General features: G+C 70.8%; 20 protein-coding genes and 1 tRNA gene. 14 read left to right on the forward strand and 7 right to left on the reverse strand.

All coding sequences use genetic code 11. The features are described from left to right. The first annotated feature begins 64 nt into the window (after positions 1-64). The 3 genes from ACH4S9_RS37035 to ACH4S9_RS37045 all read left to right on the forward strand — a co-directional run bounded on the left by ACH4S9_RS37035 (position 65) and on the right by ACH4S9_RS37045 (position 2,003). Entirely contained in the window at positions 65-421 is a 357-nt protein-coding gene (locus ACH4S9_RS37035) for a PRC-barrel domain-containing protein (RefSeq protein ID WP_311726160.1), read from the forward strand. A gap of 505 nt (positions 422-926) precedes the next feature. Beyond that, entirely contained in the window at positions 927-1,223 is a 297-nt protein-coding gene (locus tag ACH4S9_RS37040; RefSeq protein ID WP_003986294.1) for a type II toxin-antitoxin system VapB family antitoxin, read from the forward strand. A gap of 114 nt (positions 1,224-1,337) precedes the next feature. Continuing rightward, complete coding sequence (locus ACH4S9_RS37045) at positions 1,338-2,003, forward strand: LytR C-terminal domain-containing protein (RefSeq protein WP_398376049.1); 666 nt, start codon at positions 1,338-1,340, stop codon at positions 2,001-2,003. A gap of 72 nt (positions 2,004-2,075) precedes the next feature. On the opposite strand, the gene upp is transcribed toward ACH4S9_RS37045, so the two are convergent. Continuing rightward, a complete protein-coding gene (gene upp, locus ACH4S9_RS37050) occupies positions 2,076-2,711 on the reverse strand; it encodes a uracil phosphoribosyltransferase (protein WP_385342410.1) in 636 nt (211 codons plus the stop codon). Positions 2,712-2,984: 273 nt separating this feature from the next. Between upp and ACH4S9_RS37055 the strand changes: the two genes are divergently transcribed. The 5 genes from ACH4S9_RS37055 to ACH4S9_RS37075 all read left to right on the forward strand — a co-directional run bounded on the left by ACH4S9_RS37055 (position 2,985) and on the right by ACH4S9_RS37075 (position 4,898). Then, a complete protein-coding gene (locus ACH4S9_RS37055) occupies positions 2,985-3,524 on the forward strand; it encodes a hypothetical protein (RefSeq protein ID WP_311726157.1) in 540 nt (179 codons plus the stop codon). Between the two features lie 82 nt (positions 3,525-3,606). Further along, a complete protein-coding gene (gene tadA / locus ACH4S9_RS37060) occupies positions 3,607-4,113 on the forward strand; it encodes a tRNA adenosine(34) deaminase TadA (RefSeq protein WP_398376050.1) in 507 nt (168 codons plus the stop codon). Between the two features lie 42 nt (positions 4,114-4,155). Further along, positions 4,156-4,242 (forward strand) — tRNA-Ser (locus ACH4S9_RS37065). Between the two features lie 114 nt (positions 4,243-4,356). Further along, the gene (locus ACH4S9_RS37070) at positions 4,357-4,545 is read left to right on the forward strand and encodes a hypothetical protein (protein ID WP_398376051.1); all 189 of its coding nucleotides are present in this window, start codon (positions 4,357-4,359) and stop codon (positions 4,543-4,545) included. Then, on the forward strand, positions 4,542-4,898 hold the full coding sequence (locus ACH4S9_RS37075; RefSeq protein WP_398376052.1) for a hypothetical protein: 357 nt from the start codon (positions 4,542-4,544) through the stop codon (positions 4,896-4,898). The genes ACH4S9_RS37070 and ACH4S9_RS37075 overlap by 4 nt, the downstream gene beginning before the upstream one ends. On the opposite strand, the gene ACH4S9_RS37080 is transcribed toward ACH4S9_RS37075, so the two are convergent. The 4 genes from ACH4S9_RS37080 to ACH4S9_RS37095 all read right to left on the reverse strand — a co-directional run bounded on the left by ACH4S9_RS37080 (position 4,852) and on the right by ACH4S9_RS37095 (position 7,150). Further along, positions 4,852-5,076, reverse strand: coding sequence for a hypothetical protein (locus ACH4S9_RS37080; RefSeq protein ID WP_311726154.1), 225 nt, complete (start codon positions 5,074-5,076; stop codon positions 4,852-4,854). The genes ACH4S9_RS37075 and ACH4S9_RS37080 overlap by 47 nt on opposite strands. Positions 5,077-5,150: 74 nt before the next feature. Then, positions 5,151-5,333 (reverse strand): hypothetical protein, encoded by a 183-nt coding sequence (locus tag ACH4S9_RS37085; protein ID WP_361185976.1) that lies wholly within the window; start codon positions 5,331-5,333, stop codon positions 5,151-5,153. A gap of 46 nt (positions 5,334-5,379) precedes the next feature. Beyond that, complete coding sequence (locus ACH4S9_RS37090) at positions 5,380-6,606, reverse strand: amidohydrolase family protein (RefSeq protein WP_311726151.1); 1,227 nt, start codon at positions 6,604-6,606, stop codon at positions 5,380-5,382. Between the two features lie 124 nt (positions 6,607-6,730). Beyond that, positions 6,731-7,150 (reverse strand): Hsp20/alpha crystallin family protein, encoded by a 420-nt coding sequence (locus tag ACH4S9_RS37095; protein WP_311726150.1) that lies wholly within the window; start codon positions 7,148-7,150, stop codon positions 6,731-6,733. A gap of 164 nt (positions 7,151-7,314) precedes the next feature. Between ACH4S9_RS37095 and ACH4S9_RS37100 the strand changes: the two genes are divergently transcribed. Continuing rightward, positions 7,315-8,199: a universal stress protein gene (locus ACH4S9_RS37100; protein WP_398376055.1), complete on the forward strand. Its 885-nt coding sequence runs from the start codon at positions 7,315-7,317 to the stop codon at positions 8,197-8,199. A gap of 60 nt (positions 8,200-8,259) precedes the next feature. On the opposite strand, the gene ACH4S9_RS37105 is transcribed toward ACH4S9_RS37100, so the two are convergent. Then, a complete protein-coding gene (locus ACH4S9_RS37105) occupies positions 8,260-9,285 on the reverse strand; it encodes a 6-phosphofructokinase (RefSeq protein WP_311726148.1) in 1,026 nt (341 codons plus the stop codon). Between the two features lie 227 nt (positions 9,286-9,512). Between ACH4S9_RS37105 and ACH4S9_RS37110 the strand changes: the two genes are divergently transcribed. From ACH4S9_RS37110 to ACH4S9_RS37125, 4 genes are all read left to right on the forward strand, one after another. After that, entirely contained in the window at positions 9,513-9,677 is a 165-nt protein-coding gene (locus ACH4S9_RS37110) for a hypothetical protein (protein WP_311726147.1), read from the forward strand. A 257-nt stretch (positions 9,678-9,934) separates the two neighbouring features. Further along, a complete protein-coding gene (locus tag ACH4S9_RS37115) occupies positions 9,935-10,768 on the forward strand; it encodes an RNA polymerase sigma factor SigF (RefSeq protein WP_089514418.1) in 834 nt (277 codons plus the stop codon). A gap of 188 nt (positions 10,769-10,956) precedes the next feature. Beyond that, positions 10,957-11,787 carry an RNA polymerase sigma factor SigF gene (locus ACH4S9_RS37120; protein WP_311726146.1) on the forward strand — a complete coding sequence of 277 codons (831 nt, stop codon included), beginning with the start codon at positions 10,957-10,959 and terminating at the stop codon, positions 11,785-11,787. A 78-nt stretch (positions 11,788-11,865) separates the two neighbouring features. Then, on the forward strand, positions 11,866-12,783 hold the full coding sequence (locus tag ACH4S9_RS37125; RefSeq protein WP_398376058.1) for a hypothetical protein: 918 nt from the start codon (positions 11,866-11,868) through the stop codon (positions 12,781-12,783). Between the two features lie 203 nt (positions 12,784-12,986). On the opposite strand, the gene ACH4S9_RS37130 is transcribed toward ACH4S9_RS37125, so the two are convergent. Continuing rightward, positions 12,987-13,196, reverse strand: coding sequence for a hypothetical protein (locus tag ACH4S9_RS37130; protein ID WP_311726144.1), 210 nt, complete (start codon positions 13,194-13,196; stop codon positions 12,987-12,989). Positions 13,197-13,404: 208 nt separating this feature from the next. Here ACH4S9_RS37130 and ACH4S9_RS37135 point away from each other — a divergent pair, with 208 nt between their 5' ends. Continuing rightward, complete coding sequence (locus tag ACH4S9_RS37135; RefSeq protein WP_311726143.1) at positions 13,405-13,890, forward strand: MarR family transcriptional regulator; 486 nt, start codon at positions 13,405-13,407, stop codon at positions 13,888-13,890. Positions 13,891-13,894: the final 4 nt, after the last annotated feature.

Raw genomic sequence — 13,894 nt, forward strand, 5'->3', positions numbered from 1 at the left:
CGCTGGAGTGGCCGCGCGCCAAGGGCCGTTGGAGGATGGGGGCAAGCGATGTTTGGAGGGCACGGTGTTCGAGGCCGACGACATCCGGAAGTGGCGCGACCGTGACGTGGTGGACAGCACCGGTCGCAAGATCGGCACCTTGGAGTCGATCTATGTGGACACCGCCACCGACCAACCCGCCTTCGCGACCGTCACGGTCGGCATGCCGACCCGGCGGCGGCTGGTGTTCGTCCCGTTGGGCGGCGCGAAGGTGGGCCCGAGCTATCTGAAGGTCACCTATCCCAAGGACCAGGTGCGGGACGCCCCCTCCATCGGGACCGACGGCGTGCTGCCCGCCGCGGAGGAAGAGGCGGTCTTCCAGCACTACAAGCTCAGCTATCAGCCGGGCACCGGCGGCGAGCGGCGGCTGGGCCGCCCCTGAGCGGCGCGGCCGCCGCATCGCAGGCAGGAAAAAACCTGCGAGGTGGGCTCCCTTCGCCGGCATTGTCCGGATCAGGTGTTTGGAGGTCGCCTTCCGGTCTCCCCGACCTTCCGGCCTCTCAGCCCGGCCATCTAGGACGCGCCCTTTCCAGAAAACCTCTCCGTTCCGAAGAACCGAAGCCCTTCTTCCTGGAGTCCTGACGTTCTCTTTCCTGAACGTGTCTCCGGTCGAGCTCCCTCGCTCGCCCCGCAGGCTGTTATTTACGTTACTCCCGCACCTTCCGTGCGACTAGCCCCGTTCAAGCATTTTTTCCCGATTTGCGGACTTTTTCGGCTCCACCCCCTCGGAGCAGGCCCGGAGCGGCCCTGATGCCGACCCACCCGGCCCCACCCGGCCCCGGAGTGGCCTCGGAGTGACCTCCGGGCGGCCTCGGGGTGGGCGACAGGCACCGTCCACTCCCGCGCCTTGGCTGCGCCAGGTGCCGCTTGCCCGGTAGGCTTTCCGTGTGATCTTCAAGCGCATCGGAAACGGTCGGCCGTACCCCGACCACGGCCGGGAAAGCACCCGCCAGTGGGCGGATGTCGCCCCACGCCCGGTACGTCTTGACCAGCTGGTCACCACGAAGCAGCAGCTCGACCTCGAGACGCTGCTCGCGGAGGACTCGACGTTCTACGGGGACCTCTTCGCCCATGTCGTGAAATGGCAGGGCGATCTGTACCTGGAGGACGGGCTGCACCGCGCCGTGCGCGCCGCGCTCCAGCAGCGCCAGGTGCTGCACGCGCGCGTCCTCGAACTCGGCTAGCCGACCCCTCGTCGACCCCCCGTTCGGCCCCTCGTTGGCCCTTTCGGGTTGGGCTGCGCGGCAACCATTGATCATTTAGTAGGCATCGTCACCGAGCGGCACTACGCTGCGCCTATGAGCATGCTCACCCCTCCCGGCATGGGCGGAAAGTACCGCATCACGGGCAATCGATACCCGCGCATGCGCCGGCCCCGAGGCCGCCGCCGGCTCGCGTTCGCCGCGATGGGTGCGGCGGTCGCCCTCGGCCTGGTCGGCTGGGGGACCATTCAGCTCATCGACGTGTTCTCGGGCGGCGACGACGAGAAGACGGTGCGCGCGGCGCGCGGCACGGCGGACTGCAAGCGCGAGCCCGCCAAGGGCCAGGTCAAGGGCCAGGTGAAGGCCCCGCACAAGGCCTCCAAGACGCTGCCGAAGCCCGCCGACATCACCGTCAACGTCTACAACGCCACCCCGCGCACCGGGCTGGCCAAGGAGACCGCCGACGAACTGAAGAAGCGCGGCTTCAAGATCGGAAAGGTGGGCAACGCGCCCTCCGCGTACGACAAGAAGGTCAAGGCCCCCGGCATGCTGCTCGGTGCCCCGGCGGCCACCAACGGCCCCTTCGACGTGCTCGGCACTCAGCTCGCGGGCGCCGAGACCAAGAACGACGCGCGCTCCGGCAACGACATCGACCTGATCATCGGAAACGGCTTCAAGGACCTGGTCAAGAAGAAGGACGCCGTCAAGGCGCTGACCGCCCTGGCCGAGCCGAAGCCGTCGTCCCCCGCCCCGACCTGCTGATCTGCTGATCTGTTGTTCTGCTGACCGCCCCGGGGCCGGCCCTCTCGGCCCCGGGTCAGCCCGCCGTTCCGCTCAGCCCGCCGTCCCGTACATCCGGTCCCCGGCGTCGCCGAGCCCCGGGACGATGTACCCGTTCTCGTTCAGCCGCTCGTCGACCGAGGCGGTGACCACCGTGACGGGCGCGCCGGCCAGCTCGCGCTCCAGGGTCTCCACGCCCTCGGGCGCGGCCAGCAGACACAGGGCGGTGACATCGTCGGCGCCCCGCGATATCAGCTCCCTGATCGCCGCGACGAGCGTCCCGCCGGTCGCCAGCATCGGGTCCAGGACGTACACCTGACGGCCGGAGAGGTCCTCGGGCATCCGGGTCGCGTACGTCGACGCCTGAAGCGTCGCCTCGTCGCGGATCATGCCCAGGAAGCCGACCTCGGCGGTCGGCAGCAGCCGCACCATGCCGTCCAGCATCCCCAGGCCGGCCCGCAGGATCGGCACCACCATGGGGCGCGGGTGGGACAGCCGCACCCCGGTCGTCGCCGTCACCGGGGTCTCGATGTCGACCTGCTCGGTGCGCACGTCCCGGGTCGCCTCGTACGCGAGCAGGGTGACCAGCTCGTCGGCGAGCCGCCGGAAGGTGGGGGAGTCGGTGCGCTTGTCGCGCAGCGTGGTGAGTTTGTGCGCCACCAGCGGGTGGTCGACGACATGGATCCGCATGGCATCGACAGTAACCGAGCCCGGCGGCGCCCACGCCGCCCGGCCGCCCTTCCGGCCCCTGTCCGGCCCTCCGGACGCGGCAGGCGCCACGCCATCCGGGCCTTCCGCTGGTGGGGCCGCACGACGGCGCTCACAGCGGTCCGTTTCGGTCCGCGTGAGTTACATCTCTTGGGACTGGGGCACGACGCAGCGCGGAAGACCTCTCGCAAAGCGAAGGTTTCTGCCACGATGCCGATTGGGGCGGGGCACTGTCCCGCCCGCCCCGGCACGCCTATGACCAGTGGGAGAGTCACGGTGTACTTCGCCGCATTGCTCGCGCGCACCGCAGAAGGGTGGGAAGCGAGCGACACAGAGCTCGATGATGTGGAGACCCTGACAGATCTGATCGAGCTGGCCCGTGAGGCCTCAGACGACGACACGGTGCTGGCCTTCATCGAGCACGAAGACGCGTGGTTCGGCGTCGTCCGCGTGGACGGCGAGGAGGACCCGCACATCTATGTATCGGACGCCGCCGCGGCCGCCCGCAGCTCGTACGGCCAGATGCTCACCGACGAACTGCTCGGCCGGGGCCCCGACGAGGACCTGGACAGCCTCGTCGACCTCGACGGCACCGAGGACGGTGAGCCCGAGGCGAGCGACGACGAGGACGCCGACTCGGACACGCCGGTCCCGGCGGGCCCGCTCGGCGACGCCGACATCCTCGCCGACCTCGGCATGGACGAGAAGGAGCTGAAGGCCCTGGACGGGGACGCGCTCGAATCCATCGCCGACATGCTGGGGTGCAGCATGGAGGGGCTGGAGGCGGTGCGCTGACCGCTGCCGATCCAGGCCCTGACGTCGGAGGGCGCCCCCTTCGACGCCGGACCCAGGCCGCGCCGTCCGCCACACTGGTGCCATGACCGATCCGCTGTCCGGCCTCATCTCCGGGCCCGCCCCCGACCCCCTCCGCGACCCCTGGCGCTCCACCATGCGCCTGGCGCTGGAGGAGGCGGCGCGGGCGCCGGAGACGGGCGACGTGCCGGTCGGCGCCATCGTGCTGGGCCCCGACGGCTCCCCCCTCGGCCACGGCCGCAACGAGCGCGAGGCCCACGGCGACCCCACAGCCCACGCCGAGATCCTCGCGCTCCGCGACGCCGCCGCCCGTCTCGGCGGCTGGCGCCTGACCGGATGCACTCTTGTGGTGACGCTCGAACCCTGCACCATGTGCGCCGGCGCGATCGTCCTGTCCCGCCTGGACCGCGTGGTCTACGGCGCCATCGACGACAAGGCCGGCGCCGTCGGCTCCCTCTGGGACGTTGTCCGCGACCGCCGCCTCAACCACCGCCCCGAGGTCGTCTCCGGCGTCCTCGCCGACCAGTGCGCCGCGCTCCTCACCGCCTTCTTCCGCACCCCCCGCCCATAACCGATTTAGGAGCACGGCCACCCGTCCGCTAAGCTCTCTCTCGGTAGCGTGTCCGAGCGGCCTAAGGAGCACGCCTCGAAAGCGTGTGAGGGGGCAACTCCTCCGTGGGTTCAAATCCCACCGCTACCGCTCTGAAGTGCAAAGACAAGGGCCCCGATCCCAACAGGTCGGGGCCCTTGTCGCGCTCTGTCCCGGTTTCCGTCCCGTTCCGTCCCGTTCAGCGCCCGCACCTCGAACGGCGACTTGGCGGGGGCGGGCCAGGACGTCGGGGAGTCGCTGTGGCGGCATGCGGTGACGGCCGTCCAGCAGGCCTTCGCGGCGCTGGTCGTGTCCACCTTCGTCTACCACTTCCTCTCGCTGGGCGTGATGGGCCGCACCCAAGGGGCAGCGGGCGGCCCGGGCGGGGCCGGGCCGGGGTGCGTGCCGCCATGACCATGCTGGTCGACGTCGGCTGGTATGCGCTGGCCTGTTGTCTGCTGGCCGGGGGCGCGATCGGGCTCTCGGTGCTGTGCTGGGTCGTCGCCGTGGCCTTCTTCGCCTTCAACGCGGCGCTGGCACTGGTGGGCTCCCGGAGGTCGCCGGCCGACCGGCTCGGTGGCGTCACGGTCACCAGCACATGGCGCGTCCCCGCCGCGCTCACCCGGATCGGCGGCGCGGTGCGGCGGCGCGGTGCGGCGGCGCGGTGCGGCGGCGCGGTGCGGCGGCGCGGCCAACCGGACTACTTGGAACCTGCGGAGCCTACGCCGCCGGCCAGTCGTCGGGGCCGCCGCCGTGCCACTCGATGAGCTGCGGGTCGTCGATGGGGGCGTCCGCCGCCATCAGGCCCGCACGGCTCAGTACGCCGCGCAGTTCGTCGGCGCTGACGACGACCCCGACGTCCTTGCCGTCGATCATGACTCGGCGGCGGCCGTCGAGCGGCTCGTCCACCACCACGCGGGGCCGGTCCCTGGTCTTGTCCTCCATACGACCAGCCTCACCGCGACCCGCGCCGCCCGCACCTCGGGCCCGTCGGCCGGGTGGCCCGGGCGGAGCGAATATCAGCCGTGTGGCTCAGCGCCGGCGCCGGCGTCTGCGTCGAAGAGCGCGGCGGAGTGGTGGACCTGGGCCAGGCGGCGGAGCGCGACAAGGAGGGCGTCGCCGAGGATGTTGCCGAGGATCACGGCCTCGGCCATGCCGTCGATGTCGGGGCGGCGGCGGACGAGGTCGAGAGTGGATGACATCGTCGCCATCGCCTTCGGGCCGGCGCCGCCGGGCCCCGCAGGAGCGCTAGCCCACCCGGTCCTTGTCGAAGTCGAGGTCGAGCATCCGGATCGCGTTGCCCCGGAGGATCTTGTAGACGGTCTCCGGCGGCAGCCCGGTCACATGCTCGGCCGCGACGCGCTTGGTGTGCGGCCAGGTCGAGTCGACGTGCGGATAGTCCGTCTCGAAGGTCGCGTTGTCCACGCCGACGGTGTCCAGCGAGGCGACGCCGTGCTTGTCGCGGAAGAAGCAGCAGAAGATCTGCCGGTAGTAGTACGTGGACGGCGGCTCCGGGATCAGGTCGCGCACCCCGCCCCAGGCCCGGTGCTCCTCCCAGACGTCGTCCGCGCGCTCCAGGGCGTAGGGGATCCATCCCATCTGGCCCTCGGCGTACGCGAGCTTCAGCCGCGGGAAGCGCACCAGGACGCCGCTGAACAGGAAGTCCATCATCGACGCCATGGCGTTGTTGAAGCTCAGGGCCGCCTGGACGGCGGGTGGGGCGTCCGGTGAGGCGGCGGGCATCTGGGAGGACGAGCCGATGTGCATGCACACCACCGTGCCCGTGGCCTCGCACTCCGCGAAGAACGGGTCCCAGTAGCCGCTGTGGATGCTCGGCAGCCCCAGATACGTGGGGATCTCGCTGAACGTCACGGCGCGCACGCCCCGCGCCGCGTTCCGGCGGATCTCCTGGACGGCCAGCTCCACGTCCCACAGCGGGATCAGGCACAGCGGGATCAGCCGCCCGCCGCTGTCGCCGCACCACTCCTCCACCATCCAGTCGTTGTACGCGCGCACGCACGCGAGGCCGACCTCCTTGTCGTCGGCCTCGGCGAAGGTCTGGCCGCAGAAGCGCGGGAAGGTCGGGAAGCACAGCGAGGCCTCGACGTGGTTCATCTCCATGTCCGCGATCCGGGCCTTGGGGTCCCAGCAGCCGCGCCGCATCTGCTCGCGGGTGATGCCTTCGAGGGTCATCTCGTCGCGCGAGAAGCCGACGGCCGCGATGATCCGCTTGTACGGGAACAGCAGCCCCTCGTACGTCCACCAGTCGGTCGGCGGGCCGTCCGGGTCGGTGGTGATGCGGTACTTGCCGCCGATGTAGGCCAACTCGCCGATTCCGGCGGTCATGGGCTTCGGGCCACGGTCCCGGTACTTGGCGGGCAGCCAGGTGTCGAAGAGGTGCGCGGGCTCGATCACGTGGTCGTCCACGCTGATGACCATGGGCAGTTCGGTTGCGCCGTTCGTCTCGCCAGCCATGCCGTCCTCTCCCCTGGCGTCCGGCGATCCGACCGGACACCCTAATCTGACGATCCGTCAGATGGAGAGTACAGCAACACTTCGCGCTGCTCCAAGCAGCAAGAGAAACCGGCGACCGCCTCGCCTACTGTTCGCCGCCGGCGATCTCGACCCGGCGCGGCTTGGTGGCCTCGGCCTTCGGGACGGTCAGGCCGAGCACCCCGCCGGCCAGCCGCGCGCTCGCCTTGTCGGCGTTCACCTCGCCGGGCAGCGCCATACGGAACTCGAACCGGCCGGTGCGGCGCGTGCTGCGGCGCAGCGCCCCGGGGCGCTCCGGCTTCTTCAGCTCGCCGGAGACGGTCAGTTCCCGCTCGCCGACCTCGACGTCGATGTCGTCCCGCCGGGCGCCGGGCAGTTCGAGTTCGACCGTGTACGCCTCGTCGGTCTCGGTCACCTCGGCCGGCGGCGTCCACGCCCGCCCCGGTGCGGTGGGCGGCAGTCCACCGCCGACGGTGGACTCCAGCAGCGTGCCCATCTGCTCGAAGATCTCATCGAGCTCCGCCATGGGGTTCCGCCACCTGGAGAGCCGCTGTTCGGCCGGCACACCGGACCGCCCTCGCCGTACGGGCACGCTCATCCCCGGTCACCTTCCCTTCGACGCTTCCCCTCCCCGACCACTACTACGGACATTCACCTCATATCTAGACTAAATGAGGAAAGGAGCCTCTGATGAACGGACCCGTTGTGGCCGGAGTCGACGGTTCCGAGCACAGTCTGGCGGCGGCCGGCTGGGCCGCCGGGGAGGCGCTGGACCGAGCGGTTCCGCTGCTGCTGTTGCACGCCTCCCAGCCCCTTCCGCCCCGGATCTCCCCCGTACCGGGCGCGGACGCCTGGCGGCACATCGGCGCGCAGATGATCCAGCAGGCCGCGGCGGACCTCGCCGACCGCCATCCGGGCCTGGAGGTGACCGGCGAACACATCGCGACGGCCGCGGACAAGGCGCTGCTCAGGGCGGCGCGGAGCGCCGGGCTCCTGGTCGTGGGGGCGCGCGGGTGGGGCGGCTTCGACGGGCTGGCGGTGGGATCCGTGGCGCTGCGGGTGGCGACCGCCGCGGACTGCCCCGTGGTGACGGTCCCCGAGGGGTGCGCCGGGGCGGGTACGGAGGCCGGGGCGGGCCCGGAAGCCGAGGTCGTGGCCGCCCTCGACACGCACGGCCGGATGGCCGAGACCGCCGACTTCGCCTTCCGCGCCGCCCAGGCGCGCCGGGTCCGGCTGCGCGTGGTGCACGCGTGGGCGCTGCCCGCGCCCACCCCCTCCGCGTGGATGATCGGCGTCCTCGAAGAGGACCGCGCCATGTGGGAGGACCAGGAGGGCCAGGCGGTGGCCGACGCCCTGCGGCCGTGGCGGGCGAGCCATCCGCGGGTCGAGGTCCTCATCGACGTCGTCCTGCTCAACCCGGCTCAGGCGCTGGTCAGATCCTCGGAACGGGCGCTGCTGCTGGTCGTCGGCCGCCGTACGGGCGACCGGGTCGCCGAGCGGCACCTCGGGCCGGTCGCCCACGCCGTACTGCACCACGCGCGCTGCCCGGTCGCCGTGGTCCCGCACCCGGCCTGACTCCCGTCGGCCCATCGGCCCATCGGCCCATCGAGCTGTCGGACTGTCGGACTGTCGGCCTCAGCCGAAGAAGACGCCGAACTCCGCGTAGAGGGCCGGGTCGACGCCCTTGGTCCCCACCGTGACCTCGGACAGCGGCACCCGCACGATGTCCGCGCCGCGCAGCGCCACCATCGTGCCGAAGTCCCGCTCGTACACCGCGTCGATCGCGCGCAGCCCGAAGCGCGTCGCCAGCCAGCGGTCGAACGCGCTGGGGGTGCCGCCGCGCTGGATGTGCCCGAGGACCGTGGTGCGGGCCTCCTTGCCGGTGCGGTCGGCGATCTCCCGCGCCAGCCACTCCCCGATGCCCGAGAGCCGCACATGGCCGAACTCGTCGAGCGAGGAGTCCTTCACCACCATCTGCCCCGCCTTCGGGACCGCGCCCTCGGCCACCACGACGATCGGGGCGTACCGGATCTTGAAGCGGTCCTCCACCCAGGCGCAGACCTGATCCACGTCGAACGGCTGCTCGGGGATGAGGATGACGTTGGCGCCGCCCGCGATGCCCGAGTGCAGGGCGATCCAGCCCGCGTGCCGGCCCATCACCTCGACGACCAGCGTCCGGGAGTGCGACTCGGCGGTGGTGTGCAGGCGGTCGATGGCCTCGGTCGCGATATTGACCGCGGTGTCGAAGCCGAAGGTGTAGTCGGTGCCCGTGACGTCGTTGTCGATGGTCTTGGGCACGCCGACCACGCCGATCCCCTCGCCTGCCAGCACCGCCGCGACCCCGAGCGTGTCCTCGCCGCCGATCGCGATGAGCGCGTCCATCTCGTACGCCGCAAGGGTCTCCCGCACCCGGGCCACCCCGTCCTCGCTCTTGAGCGGGTTGGTCCGGGAGGAGCCGAGGATGGTCCCGCCGCGCGGGAGGATGCCGCGTACGGCAGGGATGTCCAGCGGCACGACCGCGCCCTCCAGGGCGCCGCGCCAGCCGTCCCGCAGGCCGACGAACTCGAAGCCGCACTCCTGCACGCCCTTGCGCACGATCGCGCGGATCGCCGCGTTGAGGCCCGGGCAGTCGCCGCCACCGGTCAGCACACCGACACGCATCCGAGCCCCCTTCCGGCCGCTCGCCCGCTCCATGCCCCTCCACTCCCAGAATCCACCCTTGTACCCCGCTTTGCCCACCGTGCCCCGCGGTGCCCGCGTACGCGTGCGGAAGGGGCCCGAGCTCGGCGCGGGACACGATTTGATTCGTAGGACTGATGCGACCACTGCGCCAAACGTGTGGATAGACTCACGCGACTGCACAGGGGTCCGCGGGGAGGCAGCACGAGATGGCACAGGCGAAGAAAGTCGTGCTCTACATGCTCATCGTCTTCGTGCTGTACACGATCATCAACAGCCCGGCGCGCGCCGCCGACCTGGTCCAGGTGGGCTTCGAGGGCATATCGGACGCCGCCAAGAGCGTCGGCGAGTTCATGACCGAACTGATCAACTGATTCAACCGATCATCCGCCCGGCCGACCAACCGGCCACTGGCTCCCACCAGGCCCCTTCGGACCCCCGGCCCCGCCCCGCCGGGGGTTGTTCCATGCCTGCCCGCACCCCCGCGGACACCCCCTCCCTCCCTCACTTCACCTTTCGAACACGTAGCAATACCGCCACCAACACGTAGTAATGCGGTGCTTGCACACAGTGCACATGTCTTGTGATGCTATGACCGCTTTGCCGGGTGAGTACATCGTGAAGGGGTGGCGTGACCGTGTCGGCCCGTACCGCGCCAAGAACCCCGCCCCAGGGCGACGGCGGCAGCGACAGCGGCAGAAGCCGCGGGGCGGACGCCAGGGCGCTCACCCAGGTGCTGTTCGCCGAGCTCTCCTGCCTGACGCCCGGCACCCCCGAACACGCCCGCGTGCGCGACGCGCTGATCGAGGCCAACCTGCCGCTGGTGCGCTACGCCGCGGCCCGGTTCCGCAGCCGCAACGAGCCGATGGAGGACGTGGTCCAGGTCGGGACGATCGGCCTGATCAACGCGATCGACCGGTTCGACCCCGAGCGCGGGGTGCAGTTCCCGACCTTCGCCATGCCCACCGTGGTCGGCGAGATCAAGCGCTACTTCCGCGACAACGTCCGCACCGTCCATGTGCCGCGCCGGCTCCATGAGCTGTGGGTGCAGGTCAACGGCGCGACCGAGGATCTGACGGTGCTGCACGGCCGGTCCCCCACCACGGCCGAGATCGCCGAACGGCTCGGGCTCGGCGAGGACGAGGTGCTGGCCTGCATCGAGGCCGGGCGCTCGTACCACGCCACCTCGCTCGAGGCCGCCCAGGAAGGTGACGGACTGCCAGGGCTGGTCGACCGGCTCGGCTACGAGGATCCGGCGCTCGCCGGAGTCGAGCACCGCGATCTGGTGCGGCACCTCCTCGTCCAACTGCCCGAGCGCGAGCAGCGCATCCTTTTGCTGCGTTACTACAGCAATCTGACTCAATCTCAGATCAGCGCCGAGCTCGGCGTCTCGCAGATGCATGTCTCACGGCTGCTGTCCCGCAGCTTTGCCAGACTCAGGTCCGCAAACCGGATCGAGTCATAACCGGGACGGGGGACCCCTCCCTCACTCCTTCCGGGCAGTAATGTCGACATGGCGCTACAGCGTGTTGCCGACATGTGACATTCTGCTTGAACCGCGTTTGCCGCGGCCCGACCTCCGGTATTCAGGGGGAGGCTGCGTTCGACGCGACGAGCGCAGCTGGGATCCGTCCGCGACCCAAAGGGGGTGGCATGTCCGTAGAACTGGGCAGCTCGAAGGTGCTCACCAACGACGCACCGCACGTGCTCAACGACGGCGACGCCATCGACACCCGCACCCTCTCCCGCTCCCTGTTTCTGCGGCTCGCCGCGCTCGACCGGGACAGCGCGGAGCGCACCTACGTACGTGACACCCTCATCGAGCTGAACCTCCCTCTGGTGCGCTACGCCGCGGCCCGGTTCCGCAGCCGCAACGAACCGATGGAGGACATCGTCCAGGTCGGGACGATCGGCCTGATCAAGGCGATCGACCGGTTCGACTGCGAGCGGGGCGTGGAGTTCCCGACCTTCGCCATGCCGACCGTCGTGGGCGAGATCAAGCGCTTCTTCCGCGACACCAGCTGGTCCGTACGGGTGCCGCGGCGGCTCCAGGAGCTGCGTCTGGCCCTCACCAAGGCCAGTGACGAGCTGTCACAGAAGCTCGACCGCTCCCCGACGGTCCCCGAGCTCGCCACCGCGCTCGGCGTCTCGGAGGAGGACGTGGTCGACGGGCTCGCGGTGGGCAACGCCTACACCGCCTCCTCGCTCGACTCCCCGTCCCCCGAGGACGACGGCGGCGAGGGGTCGCTGGCCGACCGGCTCGGCTACGAGGACACCGCCCTGGAGGGGGTGGAGTACCGCGAGTCTCTCAAGCCGCTGCTGGCCAAACTCCCGCCGCGCGAGCGCCAGATCATCATGCTCCGCTTCTTCGCCAACATGACGCAGTCGCAAATCGGCGAAGAGGTCGGGATCTCCCAGATGCATGTCTCACGGCTGCTGACGCGGACTCTGGCGCAGCTGCGAGAGGGCCTCATCGCCGACTGACGCGCCGTCCGTCGGGCGCCTCCGGTGGGCTGTTGCGTGACCCTGTACTCCTGACGGGGCGTCAGCCACACTGGCCCGATGCGATACGCGTGGAGCCGGACAACGGGCCGCCGGGGCACGGCGATCGCCTCCTCGGCGGCCGCGCTGTGCCTCGGCGCGCTGCTCAGCGGCTGCGCCGGCGGCGACGACGGATATCTGGCGGCCGAGGCGGCCGGACCGGACGCACCGCGGGCCACATCCGCGCCGCCGAGGGGCGACGTGGAGCTGGTGCCGCTCGACGGCGACGGCAACGGCAACGGCACGGGCAAGGGCTCCGGCCGGGACGGGAAGCGGCGGCCCTCCGGGGCCGGGGGCACCGGGGCTCCGAGCGCCCCGGGCGCCTCGCCCCGGCCGGACGGGTCCGCCGCGACGCCGACGCCGGGCGAATCGCCCGGGAGAGACGGTGACCGGGCCGACAGCCCTCCTGACGGCGCGAGCGACGGAAGCGGATCGGGCGGCTCCGGGACACCCGGCAGCTCAAGCGGCCCGACCGACCCAGGCGGCTCAGGCGGGGGATCGGCGCCCCCTCAGTCCACACCCGGCTCGCCCTCCACCCCGAGCGGCCCGGCCGAGCTGACGCTCGGCGAGCTCGTACGCACCGCGGCCGACGACCGCTGGTGCGAGAAGGTGACCGTCGAGTTCCGGAACACCGGGGGCGCCCCCGTGACCTCGGGGACGATCACCTTCGCGACCCACATCATCGACGCCCTCGGCATCGACTGGGCGACGATCGAGTCGAAGCGCGACCTGCCGGTGCCGATCGGGACGGGCGAGAAGAAGGAGAAGACCTGGGAGGTGTGCGTGGACGACTGGCGGGTGCCGCTCGGTATGCACATCGAGACCCGGACCGCCTCGGCGACCTGGCCCGGGGGCCAGGCCGAGAGCCCGCCCGAGGACCAGGCCACGGATGAGACCGGGGACCGGTCCGGGGGTTGGGCCGTGTCCGGCGGATCTTGACGCCTACAGCGGGCCCTCCCCCACCCCGCCCCTTCCCGAGACTGGGGCTTCGCCCCAGACCCCGGGGGTCCAGGGGCGAAGCTCCTGCCACGCGGCGGAGCCGCACATCGAGACTGCGGGAAGGGGCGGGGTGGGGAAAGATCCGCCAGACACCCCTGGCCCGAGGCCCGACCCAGGGACCGCGCCCCGGGACCGGACGGGGATCAGGCCAGAGCCAGCCAGGCGACTCCGGCGACGACGGCGATCGCGACGATCACACCGACGATCACACCGATCCGCGGACCGCCGGAGGCGGAGGGAGCGGCCGCCTGCTGCTGCCGCCCGCCGCCTTCGTCGTCGACGAAGGCCCGGAACATCTGGGTCGAGCCGGCCGGGTCGTAGTTGCCCTCAGGACCTTGGGGGTTGTTCGCCATGGCCCACGACCCTAGCGAATGAGCGGATTCCCGCACACCCCCGGTCCCCAACACCCCCACACACCCCTCCCGCACCACAGACCGGCCTCTTGACCGACCCCTGAGCGAGCCTTTGCGGGCAATTTACTCTGCGAAGCCCGATTTCGTTTGCCTATAGCAACTAACTTATCTATGGTTGCCCTAAGCAACCGATAGCTCTGGAGGCGCCATGGCAGCACGGAGTCAGTACGAGGAGCTGGCACGGCAACTCAGCGCCATCGGCACCGTCAAGCGAGGGCTGTCGCGTGTCCTCCCCCAAGACTGCGCGGCCGGCTCGGCCATCGTCCTCATGCTGCTCAGCCGCTACGGCGAGATGCGCATGAGCAAACTCGCCGAGCTGCTCGACATCGACATGTCGGTCACGAGCCGCCATGTCGCCCACGCCGCCGAGCGCGGCTGGATCGACCGGCACCCGGATCCACTGGACCGCCGGTCGCGGCTGCTGAGCATCAACGCCAGCGGCGAGAAGCTGCTCGGCGAGGTGTCCGAGCGCTATACACAGGCGCTCGCCGCCTGTCTGAGCGACTGGTCCGACGACGACGTCGGCCGCCTCAACGAACTACTCGCCCGGCTGCGGACGAGCTTCGGTGACACCAGATCCCGGGTTCCCCAGCTGATCGACGAGAGCACCACCCGTACACCAACGCAACGATAGGAAC

Origin of the sequence: Streptomyces sp. NPDC021225 (assembly GCF_044332865.1) — a bacterium.
In the GTDB taxonomy this organism is placed as follows: domain Bacteria; phylum Actinomycetota; class Actinomycetes; order Streptomycetales; family Streptomycetaceae; genus Streptomyces.

Bases quoted from the DNA above. Each gene is read 5' to 3' on its own strand.
- upp (WP_385342410.1), bottom strand. From the start codon at position 2,711: ATGCGGATCCATGTCGTCGACCACCCGCTGGTGGCGCACAAACTCACC.
- ACH4S9_RS37080 (WP_311726154.1), bottom strand. From the start codon at position 5,076: ATGGAGGACAAGACCAGGGACCGGCCCCGCGTGGTGGTGGACGAGCCG.
- ACH4S9_RS37120 (WP_311726146.1), top strand. From the start codon at position 10,957: ATGTCCGTAGAACTGGGCAGCTCGAAGGTGCTCACCAACGACGCACCG.
- ACH4S9_RS37045 (WP_398376049.1), top strand. From the start codon at position 1,338: ATGAGCATGCTCACCCCTCCCGGCATGGGCGGAAAGTACCGCATCACG.
- ACH4S9_RS37135 (WP_311726143.1), top strand. From the start codon at position 13,405: ATGGCAGCACGGAGTCAGTACGAGGAGCTGGCACGGCAACTCAGCGCC.
- ACH4S9_RS37125 (WP_398376058.1), top strand. From the start codon at position 11,866: ATGCGATACGCGTGGAGCCGGACAACGGGCCGCCGGGGCACGGCGATC.
- ACH4S9_RS37085 (WP_361185976.1), bottom strand. From the start codon at position 5,333: ATGTCATCCACTCTCGACCTCGTCCGCCGCCGCCCCGACATCGACGGC.
- ACH4S9_RS37095 (WP_311726150.1), bottom strand. From the start codon at position 7,150: ATGGCGGAGCTCGATGAGATCTTCGAGCAGATGGGCACGCTGCTGGAG.
- ACH4S9_RS37130 (WP_311726144.1), bottom strand. From the start codon at position 13,196: ATGGCGAACAACCCCCAAGGTCCTGAGGGCAACTACGACCCGGCCGGC.
- ACH4S9_RS37105 (WP_311726148.1), bottom strand. From the start codon at position 9,285: ATGCGTGTCGGTGTGCTGACCGGTGGCGGCGACTGCCCGGGCCTCAAC.
- ACH4S9_RS37090 (WP_311726151.1), bottom strand. From the start codon at position 6,606: ATGGCTGGCGAGACGAACGGCGCAACCGAACTGCCCATGGTCATCAGC.
- tadA (WP_398376050.1), top strand. From the start codon at position 3,607: ATGACCGATCCGCTGTCCGGCCTCATCTCCGGGCCCGCCCCCGACCCC.
- ACH4S9_RS37055 (WP_311726157.1), top strand. From the start codon at position 2,985: ATGACCAGTGGGAGAGTCACGGTGTACTTCGCCGCATTGCTCGCGCGC.
- ACH4S9_RS37100 (WP_398376055.1), top strand. From the start codon at position 7,315: ATGAACGGACCCGTTGTGGCCGGAGTCGACGGTTCCGAGCACAGTCTG.
- ACH4S9_RS37075 (WP_398376052.1), top strand. From the start codon at position 4,542: ATGACCATGCTGGTCGACGTCGGCTGGTATGCGCTGGCCTGTTGTCTG.
- ACH4S9_RS37110 (WP_311726147.1), top strand. From the start codon at position 9,513: ATGGCACAGGCGAAGAAAGTCGTGCTCTACATGCTCATCGTCTTCGTG.